23 protein-coding genes and 1 tRNA gene are annotated in these 22,416 nt (G+C 63.0%); 11 read left to right on the top strand and 13 right to left on the bottom strand.

All coding sequences use genetic code 11. The features are described 5' to 3' along the window. Positions 1-49: 49 nt before the first annotated feature. Positions 50-1,663 (bottom strand): histidine kinase famiy protein, encoded by a 1,614-nt coding sequence (locus OXS31_RS20940; protein WP_181084630.1) that lies wholly within the window; start codon positions 1,661-1,663, stop codon positions 50-52. Positions 1,664-1,898: 235 nt separating this feature from the next. On the opposite strand from OXS31_RS20940, the gene OXS31_RS20935 reads away from it, so the two are divergent. From OXS31_RS20935 to OXS31_RS20920, 4 genes are all read left to right on the top strand, one after another. Further along, positions 1,899-2,285 (top strand): response regulator, encoded by a 387-nt coding sequence (locus tag OXS31_RS20935; RefSeq protein WP_052504098.1) that lies wholly within the window; start codon positions 1,899-1,901, stop codon positions 2,283-2,285. Between the two features lie 214 nt (positions 2,286-2,499). Continuing rightward, positions 2,500-2,988 carry a hypothetical protein gene (locus OXS31_RS20930; RefSeq protein WP_027597570.1) on the top strand — a complete coding sequence of 163 codons (489 nt, stop codon included), beginning with the start codon at positions 2,500-2,502 and terminating at the stop codon, positions 2,986-2,988. A gap of 109 nt (positions 2,989-3,097) precedes the next feature. Next, the gene (locus OXS31_RS20925; protein WP_267401783.1) at positions 3,098-3,718 is read left to right on the top strand and encodes a LysE family translocator; all 621 of its coding nucleotides are present in this window, start codon (positions 3,098-3,100) and stop codon (positions 3,716-3,718) included. A 535-nt stretch (positions 3,719-4,253) separates the two neighbouring features. Further along, positions 4,254-4,820: a sce7726 family protein gene (locus OXS31_RS20920; protein ID WP_267401781.1), complete on the top strand. Its 567-nt coding sequence runs from the start codon at positions 4,254-4,256 to the stop codon at positions 4,818-4,820. Here the strand turns inward: OXS31_RS20920 and OXS31_RS20915 are convergent. The 3 genes from OXS31_RS20915 to OXS31_RS20905 form a co-directional block, all read right to left on the bottom strand. Then, on the bottom strand, positions 4,775-5,833 hold the full coding sequence (locus OXS31_RS20915; protein ID WP_267401779.1) for a hypothetical protein: 1,059 nt from the start codon (positions 5,831-5,833) through the stop codon (positions 4,775-4,777). The two genes, OXS31_RS20920 and OXS31_RS20915, sit on opposite strands and share 46 nt — an antisense overlap. Positions 5,834-5,858: 25 nt before the next feature. Further along, positions 5,859-6,722, bottom strand: a complete 864-nt coding sequence (locus tag OXS31_RS20910) for a hypothetical protein (protein WP_267401777.1) — start codon at positions 6,720-6,722, stop codon at positions 5,859-5,861. A gap of 904 nt (positions 6,723-7,626) precedes the next feature. Further along, positions 7,627-8,031: a helix-turn-helix domain-containing protein gene (locus OXS31_RS20905; RefSeq protein ID WP_267401775.1), complete on the bottom strand. Its 405-nt coding sequence runs from the start codon at positions 8,029-8,031 to the stop codon at positions 7,627-7,629. A gap of 68 nt (positions 8,032-8,099) precedes the next feature. On the opposite strand from OXS31_RS20905, the gene OXS31_RS20900 reads away from it, so the two are divergent. Together OXS31_RS20900 and OXS31_RS20895 are read left to right on the top strand one after the other, a co-directional pair. Then, positions 8,100-8,903, top strand: a complete 804-nt coding sequence (locus OXS31_RS20900) for a cation transporter (protein ID WP_267401773.1) — start codon at positions 8,100-8,102, stop codon at positions 8,901-8,903. 434 nt (positions 8,904-9,337) lie between these two features. Then, the gene (locus OXS31_RS20895) at positions 9,338-10,150 is read left to right on the top strand and encodes an NYN domain-containing protein (RefSeq protein WP_267401771.1); all 813 of its coding nucleotides are present in this window, start codon (positions 9,338-9,340) and stop codon (positions 10,148-10,150) included. 228 nt (positions 10,151-10,378) lie between these two features. Here OXS31_RS20895 and OXS31_RS20890 read toward each other — a convergent pair. From OXS31_RS20890 to mobA, 3 genes are all read right to left on the bottom strand, one after another. Further along, positions 10,379-10,455: transfer RNA gene (locus OXS31_RS20890), tRNA-Pro, on the bottom strand. 76 nt (positions 10,456-10,531) lie between these two features. Further along, entirely contained in the window at positions 10,532-10,753 is a 222-nt protein-coding gene (locus tag OXS31_RS20885) for a YgdI/YgdR family lipoprotein (RefSeq protein WP_059314378.1), read from the bottom strand. Positions 10,754-10,862: 109 nt separating this feature from the next. Then, positions 10,863-11,438 (bottom strand): molybdenum cofactor guanylyltransferase MobA, encoded by a 576-nt coding sequence (gene mobA / locus OXS31_RS20880; protein ID WP_267401765.1) that lies wholly within the window; start codon positions 11,436-11,438, stop codon positions 10,863-10,865. Between the two features lie 204 nt (positions 11,439-11,642). Between mobA and OXS31_RS20875 the strand changes: the two genes are divergently transcribed. The 5 genes from OXS31_RS20875 (at position 11,643) to OXS31_RS20855 (ending at position 15,708) form a co-directional block, all read left to right on the top strand. Further along, positions 11,643-12,134 (top strand): hypothetical protein, encoded by a 492-nt coding sequence (locus OXS31_RS20875; RefSeq protein ID WP_027597574.1) that lies wholly within the window; start codon positions 11,643-11,645, stop codon positions 12,132-12,134. 220 nt (positions 12,135-12,354) lie between these two features. Beyond that, positions 12,355-12,894, top strand: coding sequence for a molybdenum cofactor biosynthesis protein B (gene moaB / locus OXS31_RS20870; RefSeq protein ID WP_007162868.1), 540 nt, complete (start codon positions 12,355-12,357; stop codon positions 12,892-12,894). After that, on the top strand, positions 12,891-14,087 hold the full coding sequence (glp, locus tag OXS31_RS20865) for a gephyrin-like molybdotransferase Glp (protein WP_042135518.1): 1,197 nt from the start codon (positions 12,891-12,893) through the stop codon (positions 14,085-14,087). The genes moaB and glp overlap by 4 nt, the downstream gene beginning before the upstream one ends. Before the next feature lie 126 nt (positions 14,088-14,213). Further along, entirely contained in the window at positions 14,214-15,158 is a 945-nt protein-coding gene (gene yegS / locus OXS31_RS20860; protein WP_007162870.1) for a lipid kinase YegS, read from the top strand. Positions 15,159-15,180: 22 nt separating this feature from the next. Next, positions 15,181-15,708, top strand: a complete 528-nt coding sequence (locus OXS31_RS20855; protein WP_082066319.1) for a sterol desaturase family protein — start codon at positions 15,181-15,183, stop codon at positions 15,706-15,708. A gap of 40 nt (positions 15,709-15,748) precedes the next feature. Here OXS31_RS20855 and OXS31_RS20850 read toward each other — a convergent pair whose 3' ends face one another. From OXS31_RS20850 to fni, 6 genes are all read right to left on the bottom strand, one after another. Then, a complete protein-coding gene (locus OXS31_RS20850) occupies positions 15,749-16,282 on the bottom strand; it encodes a gluconate 2-dehydrogenase subunit 3 family protein (protein WP_007162872.1) in 534 nt (177 codons plus the stop codon). Positions 16,283-16,454: 172 nt separating this feature from the next. Next, a complete protein-coding gene (locus OXS31_RS20845) occupies positions 16,455-17,390 on the bottom strand; it encodes a phytoene/squalene synthase family protein (RefSeq protein ID WP_267401747.1) in 936 nt (311 codons plus the stop codon). 2 nt (positions 17,391-17,392) lie between these two features. Continuing rightward, on the bottom strand, positions 17,393-18,889 hold the full coding sequence (locus tag OXS31_RS20840) for a phytoene desaturase (protein WP_007162874.1): 1,497 nt from the start codon (positions 18,887-18,889) through the stop codon (positions 17,393-17,395). Further along, positions 18,886-20,079, bottom strand: coding sequence for a lycopene beta-cyclase CrtY (gene crtY / locus OXS31_RS20835; RefSeq protein ID WP_143008534.1), 1,194 nt, complete (start codon positions 20,077-20,079; stop codon positions 18,886-18,888). The genes OXS31_RS20840 and crtY overlap by 4 nt, the downstream gene beginning before the upstream one ends. Continuing rightward, on the bottom strand, positions 20,042-21,337 hold the full coding sequence (locus OXS31_RS20830) for a glycosyltransferase (protein WP_267401737.1): 1,296 nt from the start codon (positions 21,335-21,337) through the stop codon (positions 20,042-20,044). Before OXS31_RS20830 ends, crtY begins: the two co-directional genes overlap by 38 nt. Continuing rightward, the gene (fni, locus tag OXS31_RS20825; RefSeq protein ID WP_077173218.1) at positions 21,337-22,386 is read right to left on the bottom strand and encodes a type 2 isopentenyl-diphosphate Delta-isomerase; all 1,050 of its coding nucleotides are present in this window, start codon (positions 22,384-22,386) and stop codon (positions 21,337-21,339) included. Before fni ends, OXS31_RS20830 begins: the two co-directional genes overlap by 1 nt. Positions 22,387-22,416: the final 30 nt, after the last annotated feature.

Raw genomic sequence — 22,416 nt, 5'->3', positions numbered from 1 at the left:
GACCCATCGACACGGCCCGGCCCCGGCGCGGGTGAGAGGGCTCGCACCCTCAGGCGATCCCGTTGGGTCCGTCCAGCACCCGGCGAATCTTGCGCGCCAAGTCGTTGGGGATGTAGGGCTTGGAGATCACATCGAATTCCGAACCGCCGATGTCGGTGCGCTCCAGCGAATTCTCGGCGTAGCCGGTGGTGAGCAGTATCTTCATCGCCGGGTGCAGGCGTTTCACCTCGCGCGCCAGCATCACCCCATTCATGCCGCCCGGCATGATCAGGTCGGTGAACACCAGGTCGAACGGCTGCTCGTCTTCGCGCAGCAGGCGTAGGGCTTCGCTGGCATTGAAGGCGATCCGCGCGGTGTAGCCGTAGTCTTCCAGCACCAGCTTGGCCAGTTCCGCAACGTCCGGACGGTCTTCCACGACCAGGATGCGCTCGGTACCGCTGCGGCGCTCCGAGCGCTGCTCCGCCTGTTGCTGGGTGACATGGCTGTCATCCACCGGAAAGTACAGGCGCAGGGTGGTGCCGACGTCTTCTTCCGAATAGATGCGCACCGTGCCGCCGGATTGCTTGGCGAAGCCATAGACCATCGACAGGCCGAGCCCCGAGCCCTTGCCTTCTTCCTTGGTGGTGAAGAAGGGATCCATCACCCGATCGCGGATGCTGGCCGGCATGCCGTGGCCGTTGTCGGTGATCGCCAGGCTGACATAGCGCCCGGGCATGAGGCCGTCGTAGGACATGTTCGCCAGCTCGCGCACCTCGACGTTGCGCGTCTCGATGCCCACGCTGGGCTGCGGGCAATCCGCCAGGGCGTCGCGGGCGTTGATCAGGATATTGAGCAGCGCCACCTCGGCCTGGGTGGGATCGATGCGGCAATTCCACAGCTCGGGGTCCAACTGAGTGCGGATTTCCACGTCGCCCAGGGTCCGCTCCGCCAGTTCATGGGAGGTGCGGATCAGGTTGTTGAGGTTGAGTACCCGGCCTTCGAGCTTCTGCTTGCGGGAAAAGGCCAGCAGCTGCTGGGTGAGGGTACTGGCGCGCTCCGCCGCCGACTTGGCGTGGGTGGCGCTGCGCACGATGCGTTCCTGGTCGAAGCTGGGCTTTTCCGCAGTGCGCTGGATGATGTCGATATAGCCCATCATCACCTGCAGCAGATTGTTGAAGTCGTGGGCGATGCCGCCGGTGAGCTGGCCTAGCGCCTCCATCTTCTGCGCCTGGCGCAGGGCGTCCTCGGCGTCGCGCCGCCGGCTGACATCCAGCTGGGACGCGAAGTAGTAGGTCAGCTCGCCCGCGTCGTTGTACACCGGCGAGACGAACAGCGCATTCCAGAAGGTCGAGCCGTCCTTGCGGTAGTTGATGATCTCCACCGAGATCTCGCGCTCCTGCTCCACCGCCTCGCGAATCTGGCCGACCACCGAACGATCCGTCTCCGGTCCCTGCAGGAAGCGGCAGTTGCGCCCCAGCAACTCGTCCACCTGGTAGCCGGTCATGTCGGTGAAGGCGTTGTTGGCGAAGATGATCGGGTTGTCCGGCTGCTTGGGATCGGTCACCAGCATCGGCATCCGCGTGGTTTCCACCGCGGCAAAGAAGATGTTCTTGCCCTCGTGCGAAACATCGCTGGTAGCGGAATTGTCGACCCGCGCCTTGCGGGAGGGGGGCTGTCGGCTCACGGAGGCGGGGTCCTTGCGCAGGCGAAAAATGGGCGTCTTAGCCCTCAGACAGCCAAGCGGCGAAAAAACTTCATCCGCGCCCCTCACGAGGCCGTCTGGCATGGTTCTTTTAAGGGCTGAAAGCCAGGCGTGGCGCGGGTTTGAAGGCAATTGGCCAGCCTACCGCTCACCTGCCTCAGGTGACCGTTAGGTAGGTTCGGGGAGAACCTCTCCCGCCTTCGCTGTCTGAGCTGCCATGAAGCCGAGAAGCCTTGAAATACAAAGACAAATTCTGGTTCTGGAAGACGATCCGGGGCAGCGCGAGCTGCTGACCGAAATCCTCACCGAACAGGGGCTGAACGTCGTGGCAGTCGCCTCCAGCGATGAAGCGATGGCTCATATGGACACCCGCGGCAGCGATACCAAGATGGTCATCGCCGACGTCAACGTGCCGGGCATGCTGGACGGTCTGGCCTTCGCCCAGCTCGCGGCGGTGAGCTGGCCCACGGTGCCCTTCATCATCATTTCCGGCTACATCGACCAGGATCTCGCCGTCCTGCCGCGGCGCGCCGCCTTCCTGCCCAAACCCTGGAGCGTGGCCGACCTCAGCCAGTTGGTCGAGAGCCTGCTGCCGCGTCGCTAGTGTCCTGTTTCCTGGGATAGGACGGTTGGTGCGACCTACCTACCCAGCTCTTGTCATCGCTCCTTTCGTCCCCTGAATAGACACGCTCGTCGGCCTCGACCGGTCGGCACTGGCCAAATGATATGACGTCCGTCGGCATGCCGGTTTTGCAGGGAACCAAATGCGCTGAACGCTATCAATGTGCCATCTATTCCCGACTAGCAAGGAGCGCTTCATGGACGCAGTCATCACCCAGATTTCTCAGATCACCGATTGGGAATTTCTCATTGCGCTGGAGCGCAGCCTGGAAAGCCGCGGTCGCCTCGACCTGGCCGCGCGAGAAGCCCTCGAACGCCAGGGCAATCTGCTCTCGCGCCGTTACCTGATGCAGAAGGGCAAGCTCGGCAACGGCCCCTTCACCCCGGTGGAAAACGAGATCCTCGACGTCCTGGCCATGGCCACCGCCGCTCTGCGTCGCAGCCGCCGTCTGCCCCACAACATCGTCAAGACCCTGCGTGCAGGTGGTCTGATCGAAGCGGTCGAGCGTAACGTCTGCCACGCCGGCGCCCTGCAGTGCCGCACCGACTTCGAAGCCGACGGCATTCCCCGCGGCACCCTGGAGCGCATCGTCGATCGCAATCCCCAGGCCTTCGAACTGGAAGCCCGCCGCGCCGCCGCCCGCTACATCGCCGACCAGGAACCCGCCTTCCGCGCCGCCGGTTGAGCCTTGCCATGGCCGCCTGCGGGCGGCCATCGCGGTACGAGGACAGGCTGATCGTCGTCCTGACCCCGTGCTACCGTTTCGAGCCTCTCCCGCCGAAACGAGCCCCGCCATGTCCCTCGCCGACAACCTGCTGGCCTTTACGCTGGCCGCGTCCCTGCTCACCCTTACTCCGGGTCTCGATACCGCGCTGATCCTGCGCACCGCCGCGGTAGAGGGCCGCGCCCAGGCCTGGCGCGCGGCCCTGGGGATCAACGCCGGCTGCCTGCTCTGGGGCGCCGCCGTGGCCTTCGGCCTGGGCGCGCTGCTGGCGGTCTCGGAACTGGCCTATACGCTGCTCAAGTATTGCGGCGCGGCCTACCTCTGCTGGCTCGGCCTCAACCTGCTGCTGCGCCCCCGTAATGCCATTGCCCCCACGGCAGGCGCGGGCGGCTCAGGCTCCAACTGGTTCCTCAAGGGGATGCTGGGCAACGTGCTCAATCCCAAGGTCGGCATCTTCTATGTGTCCTTCCTGCCCCAGTTCATTCCCCAGGGCCAACCCCTGATCGCCTGGACCTTCGGCCTGGTCGCCATCCATGTGGCACTGGGCCTGGTCTGGTCCCTGACCCTGATCGGCGCCACCCGCACCCTGGGCGAGACCCTGCGCAAGGCCGCGGTGATTCGCTGGCTGGATCGGGTGACGGGCGTGGTCTTTCTGCTGTTCGCCGCCAAGCTGGCGTTGAGTCGGCGATAGGCGATAGAGGGGGGAGGGCGACGCTCCTTGGGGGCGCCAAAGCCAAACCCCAGAAACGACAAAGCCCGCACTAGGCGGGCCTTGGGGTGATCCTTGCGGATCAAATTGGTCGAGCGACTACGTCAACACAAACCTCCGCAGAGCGCTTTATTGCTGGATTTCCTTCAGGGTCGTGACTCCTGGCATACACGCTGGCATACATTGCGGCTTTAAGGTCGTCAGATCCATGGCTGGAGCCCAAGCTAGGCGTCCATTAACCTTTGACCCTTTTTAAGCAGTGGCTCGGCCCGGGATCGTCAACGCCTGCGTGTGCGTCAATCTGCAGGTTGTCAGATTGCCAGTGAGCGATTACGTGTCTCCGTATACACTCCTGAGGTTAACAATCGGGCTCTTCAGTTAGGTCAGTGGCGTGAGCCTTGGAGTGGGAGGCTTTCATTGCGAGTGCGGCCTTCTTACTCACCACATAACCCTGGTGGTGTTATAAAGAATTTCATATGAAGTCAACATATCTATGCAAAGCCCTGTCGAAATAAGCGTGTCACTGAAGTTGTGGATTACAAAGCGCCTCGGTCATGGGGCCAATGACGTATTTATTGATGAGCTCTGTTTTATTGAGAAAACAAGACGGGCAGACGTAGTCCATGCAAATGGAAAGCTCTGTGCCTTCGAGATAAAGTCAGCTGCAGATAGCCTGTATCGCTGGGAGTCTCAACAGGAGGCTTATTTAAGTTGCTTTGATGAGGTTTGGTTGTGCTGTCATTCTCGGCATGTAGAGAAAGCACTGCTTATTACTGACAGAAAAGTAGGGCTTCTTGTTTCAGATGACTACGGAGATTTAGTCCAGCTGAGGTCAGCCAGAAAAAATCTTGCTGGTGATAAATATAATCTCACTGGATTCTTATGGCGCGAAGAGCTCGATGGCGTATGCAAAGAGTTTGGCTTGCCGGTGAAGTCGGCGATGCGGATAAGAGAGGTACGCCTTCTGGTATCGAAGGCGCTCAGTTGGGATGAAATTATGGTTAACGTCCTAAATGCACTCAAGGCGCGATATGGTGGTCAGATAAGGTCGTCTATTGACAGTTCATCATCTTCGGCAACGTAGTTTAAATACAGCAATGTCGCGCAGATGTGCTGATTAGCTCTGAATCCGTTCCAAACTCCGTTATTGCCGTACTGCTCGCCTGTTCTTGCGATTCTAGAATATTCGCTAGTGGCCCAGCAAAAGCCGTCACCATGGTAGCCGGGTAGGTCGAGAATTTCGCGAGCTAATGCAACATAGTTCTCAAATTCTTTGTCCCGTCCAAGCCGCTTTAGCCACCATTCGTTTGGTGTGTAATAGCTAGCGAAGGGGATTACGGCCATCCCGGCAATATACTCGGTAGCCGCGGTAGGGCTGAATCCGGCGTAATCGCCGTAAATCAAGTCCAATGAATGGCTTAGATCCTTCGCCTCTAGCTGCCAAATGATTTCTCGGCAAATTGCAGTCGCAGTGGAGCCCGACGGAGGCTTTTGGGTCGGGAATGACGAGCTGAGCAAACATACTGATCCAATAGAATATTGGTACAGCATGTCTAATGTGCGTTCAAGATTGCTGCCGGTGCTTGTAGAGGGTTCTTGATCTACGAAGTCAAGTACTACGATAAATTTTGACGGATCGCTAACAGCGTCCAATATGCTTTCAACTCTACGCAGCTGCGGTCCGATCACCTCGCGTGGACACTTTGCTCTAATGGCTACTGTCTCATAATCACGCTCGAGCGCTATTGCCAGCTGTACAGTTTCCCTAGTCCCGTCACTTTCGCTCCAAGATACAACGGGCACCAAATTATCATTTTGCTCTTTGACCGTTTCAAGCCAAGCCCTTTTGTTACTGAAGTTGCCTGTTGGGTTGTGAAGGTCCTCGTCATGTATCACACCTGAGCTTACATCACTAATAGCCCTCGATACGTCCATCATGTATGGAAAGGCGCCCCATGTAGTCAGGAAATTCGTAAGGTGTCTCTGGTTTCCTATGAAAGTTAACAATGGGCAGAAATCTCTCTTCCTTGCGGCGTCAAGATTATGAAGTGCCTTGACATCATTTTGGCCGACTTTAAGCGATGCTATGTACTGCATGTTAGTTCCTTGTCGTGGACTGTTTCTAAGTTCTTTTGCGCTTGTTATTCGTTTCGTAGTTTTCGCCTGTTATAGGTCCTATGTAGTACTCCTCTTCTAGGAATTTGAGAACTTCACGCAGTTCTTTATTATCATCCGGGATTATAAGTTTGTTGCCTTGGGCAGATGTGTGGACTTGTAGGTTTATGTTGTGCGTTGTTGCAAGGGCCACCAGTTGTGGAGTGGTGAAGTTGTCAAGAATCTTGGAGTCTAGAATGTAGGCTATTCTTGTGCGTGCCCACTGGCCGGTATTTTGGTTTAGTGCTGCTGGGTTCGCCACATGTACTTCAGGATGCTGACAAAGTTTTACGATGTCAGCATCCGTGGCAGTACGGTAGTGCGGTGTAATGTCTATAATTTGTTTTAACCACCAAAGTTTTTTGAATTTAATCGATCCTTTTTGATACACGGCGTGGCATGAGTTGCCAATTACGATGCCCGGGTCTTCCAGTTTAGTAAATGTATTCCTTGATAATATTATATTAACTAGTGCTGTGTTCAGTCTTTGCGATTTAGGTATGACTTGGAAGATGGCAAGATCGTCGGTTTGGTCATACGCAAATATACAGCTAATCGATGCTAGTATATCTGGGCTTCTGTTTAGTGTTGCACAGCCAACTATATTTTGTAGTGGGGTGCTTATATGAGGCGGTAGGGTGAATGGGGTTAATTCAAGTACTTCTGTTTCGTCTGGGTGAAAATTTTCCCGCATAAATGGGATGGATGTAAGATGTGTTCCGTTGATTGCCTTGGCTTGATCAAGAAAGATGTTCTCGAGTTCTTGTTGTAGCGCCTGATCTATATCCATTCTATAGGTGTCTTGGCTGCTACTGATTGCGAAAAAATCCATCCCATCCACTCCTTTACGATAGGTCAATTAGAAGGAAGTTTGATAATCTCCCTACTGTCTTAATTGATTTTTTGTCGGTTATATTTTGTTTTGAGATAAGCATGTAGCTTGTGCCGGACTTCTCCTTTATTTCATAAAAGTGGTAGTTTAGAGCGCTTAAAATTGGGTTAAACGAAAACGCGTGAGATAACGATAAAAGTGCTATTAGAATTGAAAAGACGAGTAGCTGCACTGTTATGCTGAGGTTTTCGGGTGGTGAAACTAGCGGAAGCAAATACGTTACAACGTAAGCGATAGATTCGTTATCTATCGATTTAACTTCTTCGCACGAAAACGTTATTTTAGTTAACTTCTTCTCGGCTAGTCGAAGGATAACCATACAAATTAGTATGATAGATAGTGCTAGTGCTAACGCTAAGAGCGGACCCTCATAGTCCCCCTTGTCTTCGCGATCAACAGCAATTAAAGCCCACGTAAGCAGTATTGGAGATAGTGCTGTAGCGGCGATAAACGTTCGCGCAATATTGCTTAGCATGATAGGCGCGATGCCTGTATAGGCTGTACTGGCCTGCATCTATAGCGGTTACACCTGAATCTGCCTTTTTCCATAGTTCCCTCGGAATGTGTCCCAGTTCTCGTATAGCACTCCGAGCGCCAAATGCAAGGTGCGGGTGGTGCAGGGATCTGCAGGTAAAAATACGTAGGTGATTCTGTATCGGCCTCCAGGACTGCCGCGCCTTTGCAGGTCCTGCAGGTATGCAGAAAAACCGACACATTTAGCCCGCAGGTGTGGCGGGGGGACAACAGCGCGCGCCAGATGATGAGGCTGTGGTGGCCGGTGGCGTTTACCTGGGAACGCAGCGCATGCCGGCCGCTGTCAGAGCACCGCCAACCCCTCCGCTGTCTACGCGCCAGCTAAGGATTCGATGATCCTGCATTCCGATATTGTCCCGCCGTGGCAGCACGCCAGCAGACGCTGCAATTCGCTCTCTAAGGCTTGTAGATCTGCAAGCCGCTGCCGCACCTGTTGCAGGTGTTCTGCAACCAGACTATCCACGGCATCGCAAGGCGCCTGCTGCCGATCTGCCAGGCCGAGTAGCTCACGGACTTCTTCAAGGCTGAAGCCCAGGGTGCGGGCACGTCTGACGAAGAGCAGCCGATCCCGTTCGGCCGGGCCGTACAGCCGGTAGCCAGATGCTGAGCGCATTGAGGTCGGGAGCAAGCCTTCTTTTTCGTAGTAGCGGATGGTGACGATCTTGATATCCGTGGCCTTCGCTAGCTGACCGATGGTGTAGGCAGAGGCGTTCATAGCATTGACCTTATAGCGACTATAACCCTCAGCCTAGGCTAAATCCTGAGAGTTGCAGAGAGGTTGCCGTGGACAGTTGCTGCGAAAACAAGGCCGGTGAGCTGGCTCAGCTGCGGAGTCGCCAGAGCCGCGTCCTCTACATGGTGCTGGCGATCAATGCCGTCATGTTTGGAGTGGAGTTCACTGCCGGTTGGCTTGCCGACTCGACGGCGCTGCTTGGGGATTCCCTGGACATGTTCGGCGATGCCTCGGTCTATGCCCTGACGCTCTTCGTGCTGCATCGCAGCGATAGAGCCCGCGCCAGTGCCGCCCTGGTGAAAGGCGGTTTCATGTTGCTGTTCGGCTTGGTGGTAGTCGCGGATGCCGTGCGCAAGGTGATCCTGCAGGAGGTGCCCCAGGCCGACTGGATGGGGACTATCGGACTCGTTGCGCTCCTGGCGAACAGCTACTGCTTCTATCTGCTGTACAGCCATCGCGCGGACGATCTCAACATGAGGTCCACTTGGATCTGCTCACGGAACGATCTGGTCGCCAACACCAGTGTGGTGCTGGCCGCCGTCCTGGTGGCTGTCACTGGCAGCCTCTGGCCAGACGTCCTGGTCGGTCTCGCCATCGCCGCGCTGTTCCTGCATTCGGCTTGGCAGGTCAGTCGTGAGGCCTACGGCGCGTGGCGTCTTGGTGCAGAAGGGCAGGGAGAGCCAGCGCCAGAGAGGCAAGCCGCTTCCATACAGGAGACGTCGGCGCCTGCATGCTGCGGGGGTAAGGCACTAGCCGTCATCGTTGAACCTGAAACCCGCGCTTCGGCTGCTCCGTGCCGCTCTTCGGTTAGCAAGGGCGGCAGTCGAAGTTGTGAAAGAGACTGGAAGAGTTAGGCGCTGGGCATTCGATGCGCAAACAACTCACCTCTAGGACATCCGTTTCCCCGCTTGGAATGTCAGCGGTCGAGACGAGCACTGGCGATGGGCTGATCGTGCATGGAAGGGCAGGTACGCACATTGTCGGCGCGGCTAGGGCGATCGCCTGAGGCCTTTCACCGGCCAGGAGGAGCGGGGTGATGCACTTCGGGCATGCCTGCCAGCTCTCCGTCGCGATCAACTGTACTGCGTGTAGAGGCATGGGCTCATAGTGACTGGCGAGAGGCCAGCTGTGGCAATGCTGCCGCTTGGGTTGGCCGTTTAGATATGGTTGGCGCTGATGATCAAGTTGCGTTGTATTGACTTGCTCGTGCCACCCCGCGCATCGTCGGCCTATGGGGCGGGTTTGAATAAAGCCTTCCAAGGAACTGGATCACTCGATAGGAGCAGGGATGGGAGCTTTCACTCCGGCTGGAGAAACGCGTGTAGCGGTACTTGTAGATTGCGACAACGTATCGCCCGAGATTCTGGAACACGCGTTGCGCGTTGTGGCCCAGTTTGGACGTGTGGTTGTGAGAAGGGGGTATGGCAATCACGGCACCTTGGCCAACAAGTGGCAGGAGGCCCTGGTCCGATTGGCCTTTACGCCATGCCTGCAGTACCAATATGCCGCTGGCAAAAATACCTCCGATATCGCCTTGGCTCTCGACGCAATGGAGGCGCTCTTCGATCACCGTGCGGATACGTTCTGCCTGGTGACCAGCGACTCCGATTTTGCCTACCTGTGCCGCAAGCTTAGAGAGCGCGGCGCTACCGTCTGCATAGTCGGTGAACCCAAGACGCCCGACGCACTACGCAATGCCAGCGACCAGTTCTTCGAGTGGCGCCGCGAGGAGCACTTTAAGGAACCCGCTGCAGAGCATGCCGACAAGCCGGCGGCCAAAACTGAAACGAACTCAAAGCAGGAAATCCCTAAGCCCGAACCTACAAAGCCAGTCGTCAAACGGCGACCAAGATTTGTGGTGGACGCCGTATCTCTGCTTGCAGGTGGAACCAGCGAAGGCAAGGTCACCCTGAGTGCCCTTGGGCAGTACCTCAAGCGTACCGATCCTGCCTTCTCACCAAACGCTTACGGTCATTCCGGTCTGCTCGACATGATCCGAACCTACGATCTGTTGCACCTGATCCAGGAGAGTGGTGGGCACTGGACGGTTGGGCTTGCAGCCAAGGAAGAGGAGTCGGCTGAGAACGCGGCGCACGCTTGAAAGGGGTGAGGTCAGGCCTGTGCAAGATCCGCTCGAATGGATCCGCTGTGGCCGACTCGACGGTAGGGCTGCTCGGCCTACCTGTTTGCCAGGACAGGCTCTGGGTGTTTCTTGAGCAGCTCGTGTCTCTAGTGAGAACGAACCTGCCCAGCCAAAGCAGATAGCCAAACCCCAGACACGACAAAGCCCGCACTAGGCGGGCCTTGGGGTGATCCTTGCGGATCGGATTGGTCGGAGCGACTGGATTCGAACCAGCGACCTTCTCGTCCCGAACGAGACGCGCTACCAAACTGCGCTACGCTCCGTGATGGATGGCGCGCATTCTACCTAAAACTCATGCAAGCACAAGGGGTTAGGTAAAAAAATCGCGCCGGGCAGGAATCAGAGCTCCTTGATGGTGCGAACCTGGTCCTTGTTGATGCGGGTCGGCTTGCCGTCGAGCTGCTTGAAGGTATAGAAGCCCGAGTCGTCATCGTACTTCGGCGTGTCGGTGGCCTGGATCTCGCGGCCATCGTTGAGGGTGATGACGCTGGGCGTGGAGCAGCCGGCGAGCAGGGCGCTGGCGACGACCAGCAGGGCGGCGGGAAGCAGGTGCTTGTTCATGTGACGGTCTCCTTTCTTGGCAACCAAGCGGGCTTAGGACCGCGGGTGCAGGGCCGAGTTCGTCCGGGAACCGGTGGGTCACGCCGTCTGGCCGGGTGGATCGCCGCGTTCAGACCGCGCTTTCCAGCGCCGCGGGGTCGTTGAAGTTGGCCAGGCGAATATCGTCTTCGGCGAAGTCCACGGCGGTCAGGCCAAGGGGCAGCAGGGCGCCACGCGGACTGCGCTCGCCATCCGCCCAGGCCTGGCGCAAGGCCGGCAACAGGCGCCGGGGCAGGGCGCTGAACAGCGGTTGCCAGTAGCCACCCTGGCGCGCCATTACTGGCCCCACGCTCGCCTGAGCCGCCGCGAGCAGTTGCAGGGCGAGGGCGGCATCGATACGCGGCGCATCGCAGGGCAGCAGCAGCACCCAGTCATGCCGCGCCACGGCGAGGCCGGCGAGGATGCCGGCCAGGGGGCCGGGATAGTCCGGTTGTTCATCGGCCACCAGCTGGTCGGCCCACTGGGCATAGCGCGGCGCATTGCGGTTGCAGGAGATCACCAGGTCATCGGTCAGTGGCCTTACCGCGGCCTGCACCTGGGCCACCAGGGGCTGGCCGCGCCATTCCACCAGTCCCTTGTCGCGTCCGCCCATGCGCTGGCCGCGACCGCCGGCGAGGATCAGGATGGAAGCGGGCAGAAGGGACATACAGCGGACCTCGGCTTTCGGACGTGGGGGGCGGGCTTTCATCCTAGCCCGGTTTCGCCGCTGGCGGTCGGCTGGAGCAGGGTTTGTCCGGGCGCAACGGCTGGGCTAGACTCGGGCGCGTCCCGTGCAAAGGGGCGTGCTAGACACCTTTGATCCCTGCCGTGCGGTGGCGGGGAGTCCCTGCCCAGAAGGAGTTTGGAAACGATGAAGACGATGTTGCTCCCTGCGTTGGCCCTGGCCGCCTTGCCCGCCTTTGGCGCGGGCGGCGGTGAACCTCCCTCGGTCAAGGTCACCTTTGGCCAGCCGACCATCCGCCAGAAGCTGTTCTACGAAAAGCTCTACGAGAAGAAGCCCTATCCCGACGCCACCCTCTATTACTACAGCAACGGCGTCTACAAGATCATCTCGCCCGGTGAGGAGCACTACGGCGTCTACGTGGTGCACGGCAAGCTGACCGACGACCAGTACCAGGTGGATTTCATCTCCCTGCCGTCCGCGGACTGGGGTGGCAAGACGGCCCGGCATTTCCTCAAATTCGATCGCAAGGCCGGCACCTTCACCCAGCAGGCGACCTGGGAGGAGGACCCGAACATCGCGCCCCAGTACGGGCGCTTCAGCCAGGATGCCAACGACATCGCCGATCCGCGTCCCATCAAATGGGAGACCCATGCCGAAGGCGAACAACGCCAGCGCTAGGCGTGGCCAGGTGTCCTCTCGGTTGAAGGGGCGCCGGCTTTTCCTCTAGGCTGTGGCGATGCAGCCTTTTCGGACCTTCCTCGCGATCCTGGCCGACAGTCGGCGCGGCTATCTCCTGGCCGCTGCCAGTCCGGCGCTCCCCCCCTTTCGGGAAACCCGCGGCCCGTCCGGCGGTCTTCCGCTGCACCCTTTCTTTCGCACACTTCGGAAACCCAAGCAGATGAGCCACAAAGCCGAGGCGGTTTTCGTACCGCTGAACATCGCCGTCCTGACGGTCAGCGATACCCGCACCTTCGAGACCGACACCTCGGGTCAGCTGTTCGTCGACCGCCTGGAGGCCGCCGGCCATTTCCTCGCCGACCGCGTGCTGCTCAAGGATGACCTCTACCGGATCCGCGCCCAGGTCGCCCACTGGATCGCCGAAGACCAGGTGCAGGTGGTGCTGATCACCGGCGGCACCGGCTTCACCGGTCGCGACAGCACCCCGGAAGCCGTGGCCTGCCTGCTGGACAAGCAGGTAGATGGCTTTGGTGAACTGTTCCGCCAGATCTCCGTGGCCGACATCGGCACCTCCACCGTGCAGTCCCGCGCCCTGGCCGGCCTGGCCAACGGCACCCTGGTCTGCTGCCTGCCGGGTTCGACCAATGCCTGCCGCACCGCCTGGGACGGCATCCTCGCCGAGCAGCTGGACAACCGTCATCGCCCCTGCAATTTCGTGCCGCATCTCAAGCAGGCCGAACCCTGCGGGCCACGCGGATGAGCCTGCTGTCGCTGGAAGAGGCCCTGGCGCGACTGTTGGCCCTGGCGGCCGAAGACGGTCCCTTGCCCCTGGAGCAGGTCGCCCTGGAAAAGGCCGACGGGCGCATCCTGGCCGCGCCCCTGGTAGCCGACCTGGATCTGCCGCCCTGGGACAACAGCGCCATGGACGGCTACGCCCTGCGCCTGGACGACTGGCAGGGCGAGCCGCTGCGGGTCTCCCAGCGCATCTTCGCCGGCCAGGCACCGGCCCCGCTGGAGCCGGGAACCTGCGCCCGCATCTTTACCGGCGCGCCAGTGCCGGCGGGTGCCGACTGCGTGGAAATGCAGGAAAACACCGAGGTGCTGGACGATGGCCGGGTGCGCTTCGTCGAGCAACTGCGGCTGGGCCGCAACATCCGGCGCCGCGGCAACGAGGTCAAGGTGGGTGACGAGGTCCTGTCGGCCGGCACCGCCCTGGGTCCTGCGGAGCTGGGCGTCGCTGCCTCCCTCGGCCGTGCCCAGCTGAATGTCTTTCGGCGCCTCAGGGTCGCGGTGCTGTCCACCGGCGATGAACTGGTGGCGCCCGGCCAGCCGCTCGGACCGGGGCAGATCTACAATAGCAATCGTGCTCTGCTGATCAGCTGGTTACGGCGGCTGGGTTGCGAGGTGTCGGACCAGGGCATCCTGCCCGACGATCTCGCCGAGACGCGCCGGCGGCTGGGCGCGCTGCAGGCCGATCTGATCCTTTCCACCGGCGGTGTCTCGGTGGGCGAAGCCGACTACCTGGGGCAGGCCCTGCGCGAGGAGGGCGAGCTGACCCTGTGGAAGCTGGCGCTCAAGCCGGGCAAGCCGCTGACCTGTGGGCGCTTCCGCGGGATCCCGCTGATCGGCCTGCCGGGCAATCCCGCCTCGACCCTGGTGACCTTCGGTCTGCTGGCGCGGCCCTATCTGTTGCGGCGGGCCGGCAAGATCGACGTGGCCCCGCTGAGCGTCGAGGTGCCGGCCGGTTTCGACTGGCCGCGTGCCGGTGCCCGCCGCGAATACCAGCGGGCGCGCCTGGAGAATGGCCGGGCGGTACCCCACCGTAACCAGGGCTCCAATGTGCTGCAGACGGCGGCCTGGGCCCATGGCCTGGTGGAGATCCGCGAGGACCGCACCTTCGCCGTGGGTGACCCGGTGCGCTTCATTCCGCTCGCGGAATTGCTCAAGGCCTAGCCAACCGGCGGTCAGGACTGAACGTGGCCGTTGGGCCACAGTCCTAGTCTCCAGATTCGCTCGCCGGGCGCTGCCCGGTACCTGACGCGGCATCTCGCCGCGCAGCGCCAACCTTGGACGACAGACATGACGACGACAGGCACCCTGGCTGACGCAGCCCTGGTCATTCTCAATGGCAAGGAAACCGGTAACGAGGACGTTCGGGAGGCCATTCTCGAACGGCGTGCCGCCGGTCATCGCATCGATGTGCGGGTGACCTGGGAAGAAGACGATGCCGCGCGCTTCGTCGAGCAGGCGACCCGCGAAGGCTACGGTACCCTGGTCGCGGCCGGCGGCGACGGCACCCTGCGGGCGGTGGCCGAGGCCATGGCGCAGAACCACAGTCAGGCCCGTCTCGGCCTGCTGCCCCTGGGGACCGCCAACGATTTCGCCCGCGCGGCGGGTGTGCCGGTGGAGCCTGCCGCGGCCCTGGCCCTGCTGGACGGTCCGACCAGCGCCATCGACCTGGTCGAGGCGGAGGGTCAGCTGTTCCTCAACATGGCCACCGGCGGCTTCGGCTCCCAGGTCACCGCCAACACCCCGGGTGAACTCAAGCGCCTGCTGGGCGGCGCGGCCTACTTCCTCACCGGCCTGACCCGCTTCGCCGAGGTGCATTCGGCCCATGGCCGCTTCCGCGGTCCCGGTTTCGAATGGGAAGGCGAATTCCTCGCCCTAGGCATCGGCAACGGTCGCCAGGCCGGCGGTGGTCATGTGCTCTGTCCCACCGCCGTGGTCAACGATGGTCTGCTCGACGTGGGTATTCTGCCGGCGTCCCAGGACGTGCTCGGCACCCTGGGCGAATTCCTCAGCAAGGGCTTCAGCACCGAGGAGATGTTCATCCGCGCGCGACTGCCCTGGGTGGAGCTGGAAGCCGCCGAAGGCCTGGACATGAACCTCGATGGCGAACCGGTCAAGCGAGACCGGGTGAGATTCGAGGTGCGTCCGGGTATCCTGCAGGTCTGTCTACCGGTGGATTCGCCCCTGCTGGGCGAGACCGCCGGCACCCTGGCCGAGCCGGCGGCGACGTCCTGAGCAGGCGCCTGCGGAGGTAACGTTGGAGCTACTGATCAATGCGGGAATCGTGCTGGCCACCGTGGCCGGCATGGAAGCCTTCGCCTGGTGGTCGCACAAGTACATCATGCATGGCTGGGGTTGGGGCTGGCATGAATCCCACCACCGCCCGCGTACCGGCTGGTTCGAGAAGAACGATCTCTATGCGGTGGTCTTCGCTGGCCTCGCGATCCTGCTGATCGCCTTGGGCAACGCCGGCTACTGGCGCCTGCAGTGGATCGGCGCCGGCATGACCCTCTATGGCCTGCTGTACTTCATCGCCCACGACGGCCTGGTGCATCAGCGCTGGCCGTTCCGCTACATCCCGCGCAGCGGCTATCTGAAGCGGCTCTATCAGGCGCATCGCATGCATCATGCGGTGGACGGCAAGGACGGCTGCGTGTCCTTCGGTTTCCTGCTGGCGCCCACCACCCAGCAACTCAAGCAGCAGCTGCGCGAGATACACGGCGGCGCCCTGGATTCTTCGCGCGAGCGCAAGGCGCGGGGTCAGGTGCAGGAAGGTGCGGATTAGGCGGGAGAGGGGAGCGCCTCCGAGGAGGCGCTAAGCGGGGTCAGGCGACGGCAGGGGTGTCGTCGTAGGCGGCGAACAGAGAGTGGGCGTACTGACTGCGTTCGCTTTCGTTGCGCAGCAGATCGATGAATTCCTTGGCGGGCGGATTCAGGGTACCCGCTTCGGCGGCGGTGACCACCTGGGCCTGTTCACCGGCTGCCAATTCGGCGAAACCGGCACCCAGACGCTCGGTGCAATAGCTGTCCACCACGGCCAGACCGTCACGCAGCAGATCGCGCAGGTTGGCGCCCTGCTGGACCTGCGCCTGCTCGTCGAAGGGATCGACGATATTGGAGCGGTCGCCGTGGGCGTAGGGGGTCAGCATGTGGCGATCGATGAATTCGGGCAGCCGGGCATCGGCCTGCTCGCTGTCGGCCTGCAGGTGAGCGCAGAGGGCGACCAGGGTACGCCACTGGGTGGCGTTGAAGAATTCGGGCTTGTAACCGGACTGCGCGTTAGCGGAAAGGCCAAGGGCAAGTAGTGACGAGGAGGCAGCGAAGCGATCGTGTGAAACAGCCGTTTCCGTCTTGTGCATGTGCAAATCCCATACTCGTAGGCTGACTACCGGATGCAGCGCTCTGGCTCAGGCATCCATCCATCCGCGGCCCACCAGGGGTCGCTTTAATCCGACCCGTTTATCGCATAAAAGTTTGCGGGTGGGCAGCCCCAAGATGCGCACAAATGTGACCGAAGCGCGATCGCTGGCGTCAGCGCCGCGGCCGGGTCCAGAGCTCGCCCGCGCGTGGCTCGTCGCGCTGGTGGCGGGACAACATGGCGCGGGCGGCGCCGCGACAGACCAGGCGCAGCTTGTCGGCGGTGCTGGTGCTGACCCGCTGATCCCAGGCCTGGGCGCCCAGGTGCAGCACCTGCACGCCGATCTCGCGATAGACGCCGCGGGCGGTGGCGATGGCCCAGGCCGAACGCAGGGGCAGGGCAGCCAGGCCCTGGCGTGCCGAGTCGTAGTAGGGCTCGGCCAGGCGCACCAGACGCTCGGCCAACTGGGCGACGGCTTCGCGATGGCGCGGCGCGGCCAGTTCGTCCGCCGGCACCCCGAGTTCGTCGAGCCATAGCCGCGGCAGATAGACGCGGCCGATACGGGCGTCCTCGACGATGTCGCGGGCGATGTTGGTGAGCTGGAAGGCCATGCCCAGGTCGCAGGCACGATCCAGGGTTTCCTCGTCTTCGGCGCCCATGATGCGCGCCATCATCACCCCGACCACCCCGGCGACGTGATAGCAGTACTCCAGGGTGTCTTCCAGTTCCACATAGACGCGCTCCTCGACGTCCATGCGAAAGCCGGCCAGGTGATCCAGCGGCAGCGCAAGGGGAATGCCGTGGCGCCTGACCACGCGCTGGAAGGCGGCGAAGGCAGGGTCCTGCAGCGGCTCGTCGCCGTAGGCGGCGCGGGTCAGCCGTTCCAGCTCGGCCAGGCGTTCCCCCCCGGCGCGGCGATCGCCGTCGACCTGGCCATGGCCCAGTTCCTGGCCATCGATGACGTCGTCGCAGTGGCGACACCAGGCATAGAGCAGCACGGCGCTCTCGCGGGTTTCGGGGGCGAACAGCTTGGCGGCCGCGGCAAAGCTCTTGGAACCGACGGCAATGCTCTGCTCGGCGTGGTCGACGACGTCAGGGGTGGCTGGCATGGCTAACCGTGCTCCTCGAGGATGACGCTGGCGGTGGCCTTGGCCGAGCCGACCACGCCCGGAACGCCGGCCCCGGGATGGGTGCCCGCGCCGACCAGGTAGAGGTTGGGAATGACACTATCGCGATTGTGCGGCCGGAACCAGGCGCTCTGGGTGAGGATGGGCTCCAGGGAGAAGGCCGAGCCGACATGGGCATTGAGCTCCTGGCGGAAATCGGCCGGGGTGAAGATGCGCGAGGTGACCAGGTTGGCCCTCAGGCCGGGCATGTAGCGCTCTTCCAGGTAGGCGAAGATCTTGTCTCTCAGGAGCGGGCCTTCCACGCTCCAGTCGACGTCGGCATTGCCCAGGTGCGGCACCGGCGCCAGCACGTAGTGGGAACTGTGGCCGGGCGGTGCCAGTGACGGATCAGTGACGCAGGGCGAGTGCAGGTAGAGCGAGAAGTCGTCCGGCACGCCCGGGCCCTTGAACAGTTCGTCGATCAGGCCACGATAGCGCTGGCCGAAGCAGACCATGTGGTGTTCGAGACCCACCGGCGGCTGGCTCAGGCCGAAATGGATGACGAACAGCGACATGCTGTGTCTCTTGCGCTTGAGGCGATTGCCCTCGACCACGCCATGGGTGTGGTGGCCAAGCAGCTTGCGATAGGTGTGCACCACGTCGGCGTTGGAGGCCACCAGATCGGCCGCGAGCTGGCTGCCGTCGGCCAGGCAAACGCCGGTGGCGCGATTGCCTTCGGTGAGGATGCGTTCCACCGGCGCGTTCAGCCGCACCTCGCCGCCAAGGTCGGTAAAGAGCTTCAGCAGGCCGAGCACCAGCTGGTGGGTACCGCCCTTGGCGAACCAGACGCCCCACTTGCGTTCCAGCGCATGGATCAGCGCATAGATCGAGGAGGTGGCGAAGGGGTTGCCGCCCACCAGCAGGGTATGGAAAGACAGCGTCTGGCGCAGCTTCTCGCTCTTCACGAAGCGCGACACCTGGGTGTAGACGCTGCGCCAGGCGCTGAGCTGGGCCAGCTTGGGACCGGCGGCGAGCATGTCGCCGACCTTGAGGAAGGGCTTGGCGCCGAGGCGGATGTAGCCTTCTTCGAATACCGCCTGGGAATAGGCCAGGAAGCGCTGGTAGCCGGCGACGTCGTCCGGTTCCAGGGCGCGGATCTGCTCGTCCAGCCGGGCCTGGTCGTTGACGTAGTCGAAGCGGGTGCCGTCTTCCCAGCACAGCTGGTAGAAGGGGCTGACCGGCAGCAGCTCCACATAGTCGCGCATCTGCCGACCACTGAGGGTGAACAGTTCTTCCAGGGCCGAGGGATCGGTGATGACGGTCGGACCGGCGTCGAAGGTGAAGCCCGCGTCCTCGTAGACGTAGGCACGGCCGCCAGGCTTGTCGCGGCCCTCGATGAGGGTGGTGGCGATGCCGGCCGACTGCAGACGGATCGCCAGGGCGATACCGCCAAAGCCGGCGCCGATGACAATGGCCCGCTTGGGCGCGTTACCTTGGGTCATGGTGCTTCCTTGAACTGAGGAGGACGAGCCAGCGCGGCATCCAGGGCCGGTTTCAGCGGCACCGGCGGTTTGCCGGAAAGGATGCGCAGCCGATCGAAGGCGGTGAGGCGGCCGGCGTAGAAGCGCTGGATCAGCGGTTCTCCGAGGCCGTAGAACCTTTCCATGACGCGCACCCGGTGCTCGGGGCGGCCGGCGAGAAATAGCATGCGATTGAGCAGGCGGAAGAAGCCCTGGCCCTGCCAGCGGCCCTGGGCGTACTGGCGCAGGCCGTCGCGCAGCACGGCGCTGGAGGTGAAGGGCTGGGCAGCCAGGTGCTCCGCCAGGCGCACCGCTTCGGGCAGCGAATAGCCGGTGGTGGGATGGAACAGCCCGGCGGCCAGGCCAATGGGGGCGCCGGCGGTGACGTTGTCCCAGTAGCGGTCCAGATCGCCGCCCAGGGTAATGGGCAGCACGCCCTGTTCCTCGCGCAGCACCTCGGCGATCTCCCAGCCCTGCTGCCCGGCATAGTCGGCCAGGTGCTGGCGCAGGCGCTCGACCGGCAGGCTCTCGCCATCGGCATAGTAGGTGTCTTCGATCAGCAGCCGGTCGGGGGCCAGTGGCAGGCTGTAGACGAAGCGATAGCCGTCCAGCTGATCGACGGTGGCATCCATCACGATGGGTTCGGCCAGGCCATGGGGCCGCGCGAGGCGTACCTCCTGACCGAGAAATTTCTGATAGCCGAGCCAGAGCGCCGGATCGGGCCGCGGTCCGCGGGCATCGATCACCGCGCCGGCGGCCAGGGTGTAGCCATCGGCGAAGACCACGCCATCGTCCTGCAGGCGAAGCACCTGGCGTCCCAGCAGCAGGCGCTCGGCGGGCAGGCGCGCGCTCAGGACTTCATGGAAGCGTTCGGCGCTGATGCTGGCGTAGCCGCTGCCGAGCTGCCGCTGGCGCTGGGGGAAGCGCACCTCGTAGCCCGGCCAGCGATGGGCGACCAGCGGATCGATCCAGGCATGCTGCGGCGCGGTGAGGTCCGGCTCGTGGAAGGACCAGGTGTGGTTGCCGCCCAGGCGCGGACCGGCTTCCACCAGGCGCCAGTCCAGCTCCGGACGCGTTTCGGTCAGGCGCAGGGCGAGCAGGCCGCCGGCCAGGCCGCCGCCGACGATCAGCAGGTCAGGACGCACGTTCGAGTCCTCGGCGGGCCAGGTCATCCACCAGGCGAGCGGCCGTGGCGACGCCGCCTGCCGCTCTGGCGATGGGCACGAAGCGTTCGGCCGCCTGGCGATAGCTGGGGTCGGCCAGCACGGCGCCCAGGGCCTGGGTCAGGCGGGCCTTGCTGGCCAGCCGCGGTGCCAGGCAGATGCCGGCGCCGACCCGCTCCAGGCGCCGGGCGATGCCCGGCTGGTCGAACACCATGGGCAGGGCGAGCATGGGCTTGCCGGCCGCCAGGGCGTCCAGCACGGTATTGAAGCCGCCGTGGGTGATGACCGCATCGGCGCGGGCAATGGCCGCTTCCTGGGGCGCGAAGTCGGTGACCCAGGTGGCGCCGTCGTCGAGCAGGCGGCGTTCGCCGCTGGCATCCAGGCGCCCGCAGTGGGCGATCAGCACCTGGACGCCCAGGTGGCGACAGGCCTGGGCGATGCGGCGGAACAGGGGCAGACGGCCACCCTGCAGGGTGCCGAAGGAGGCGAAGACGAAGGGCCGGCGCGGATCGATCTCCAGCGCCAGCCGTTGCTCGCTCACCGCCGGCGAGCGCAGCGGCCCGACCTCGTGGAAATGCGGCGGCGGGGCCTTCCGCGGAAAGTCGAAGCCCGGCAGGCACTGGCTCAGCTGCAGATAGGGCGAAAAGCAGTCGTCGAGGGTCCGGCGGTCGCCAAGGCCGAAGGCCTGGGCCTGGCGCTGGATGACCTTGCCCTGGCCGCGCATCATCAGGTCGAACACCTGGGTGGCGCCCTGGACGATCTGCCTTTCCCGCTCGCTGGCGGGGTAGGCGAAGGGCAGGGTGGGCAGGGGCAGATGGGGCTCGCGATTCATCGGCACGGCGCAGGCCAGGGACGCATAGGGCAGGCCCAGGTGGTCGCCGAGCAGGCCACCGGCCGGTTCCATCTGGTCGGCGATCAGGCAGTCGACCTCGAGGTCACGCAGGGCGGCCGGGCCTTCGCGGCAGAACAGTTCGGTATTGCGCGCCATGTCGGCGATCACGCCGAATACCGACCAGGGCTTGCTGCTGGCGGTACGGGCCAGCAGCGGCGCCAGGCTGCCGCGCGGATGACTGGTCGCGCCTATCGCCTGGAAGCCGACACCCGCCGGCAGCGCCCGATCGCCCACCTCCACCTGGTGCAGCAGGGTGACCCGGTGGCCGAGCGCGACCAGCGCCTCACCCAGCACCAGATGGGTGGACAGGTGGCTCGGCAGCGGCGGCGAGATCAGGGCGACATGCATGGCGGCGTCCGGTCGGGTGTCGGCCACTATGGGCACCGCAGCGGCGCGGCGTCTAGCAGCTCGGCCTGGCGCAGGCCGGCCAGATTGGCCGAGCCAGTGCAGAAGCAGGCGATGCGCAGCTGTTCGATCACCACCTGGAAATGCGCGATCACCGCCTCGGTGGATTCGGTGGCGCCGGGCAGGGCCGCGGCAGCCTGACCGGCCAGGTCCGCGCCGAGGCGAATGGCCTTGGCCACGTCGATGCCATCGCGGATGCCACCGGAGGCGATCACCGTCGCCTGGGGGCATGCAGCGCGCACCTGGCGCAAGCTCTCGGCGGTGGGGATGCCCCAGTCGGCAAAGGCGCGGGCAACGGCGCGCTGCTGGTCGTCACGGGCCCGTTCGGCTTCCACCGCCGCCCAGCTGGTGCCTCCGGCGCCGGCGACATCGAGTACCGCCACGCCAGCTTCCACCAATTGCTTGGCGACTCGGCCCGACAACCCGGCGCCGACTTCCTTGACGACGACCGGCACGGCCAGTTGTGTAACCAGATTTTCCAGAGCGAGAAGAATGCCGTGCCAGCGGCGATCGCCACCGGCCTGCACGGCTTCCTGCAGGGGGTTGAGATGCACGATCAGGGCGTCCGCCTCGATCATCTCCACCGCGCGGCGGGCTTCGTCGAGGCCATAGCCCGCCACCAGCTGCGCCGCGCCGAAGTTGGCCAGCAGCGGCACGTCCGGCGCCAGACGGCGCAATTCGCCGGTGAGGCCCTGGTCGCCACCCTGCTGCAGGGCGATGCGTTGGGACCCGACTGCCAGGGCGATGCCCAGGGTCTGGGCCGCTTCGGCGAGATGGCGATTGATCAGCGCGGCCCGCTCTGGGCCGCCGGTCATGGAGCTGATCAGCAGCGGCGCGGCCAGGGGACGCTCGAACAGGCGGGTGCCGAGGTCGATCTCGTCGAGGTTCAGCTCGGGCAGGGCGCAGTGCGTGAAGCGGTAGGCGTCGAAGCCCGTGGTGACGGCGCTGCGGGCCTTGTGGGGATCCAGCACGATGTCCAGATGATCGTTCTTGCGGCTTGCCAGTTCCCAATCCACCATGTCTTCTAGAGTCCGCCCTGAATGACCTTT

Source organism: Pseudomonas sp. GM_Psu_1 (assembly GCF_026544185.1).
In the GTDB taxonomy this organism is placed as follows: Bacteria; Pseudomonadota; Gammaproteobacteria; order Pseudomonadales; family Pseudomonadaceae; genus Chryseomonas; species Chryseomonas oryzihabitans.
Note: the sequence above shows the minus strand (reverse complement) of the source record. Positions and strands in the feature narration are given on the sequence as shown.